The sequence below is a fragment of the Halorubrum sp. SS7 genome, assembly GCF_005435055.1.
Classification (GTDB): domain Archaea; phylum Halobacteriota; class Halobacteria; order Halobacteriales; family Haloferacaceae; genus Halorubrum; species Halorubrum salinarum.
On the sequence record NZ_SGXV01000553.1, the window covers coordinates 1 to 261 of the forward strand.

A 261-nucleotide genomic window follows, 5' to 3' on the forward strand; every position below is an offset into this window, starting at 1 on the left:
GCGAGCGGCTCCGTCTCGCGCCAGTAGACGGTCCCCTGCTCACCGACGTTGCGAATCACGAGGGCGGAAGCCAGTTCGACGGTCACGTTCTCGGCGGTCGACGCCCCGTAGCTCGTCGCCACGCTCACGTCGAGTTCGGGAGCGATCCGCGTGAAGTACGTGCTTCGCTCGTCGAGCACCGCGCCGGTCTCGAAGACGGCGTTCGGCTCCGTCACGGTCGCGCTGTGCCGGTACTCGCTTTCGACGGTGAGCGAGGAGACC

1 pseudogene is annotated in these 261 nt (G+C 67.8%); it reads right to left on the bottom strand.

Annotated elements, in window-relative coordinates:
- Positions 1-261: pseudogene (locus tag EXE44_RS19105) on the bottom strand (hypothetical protein); the annotation flags it as partial.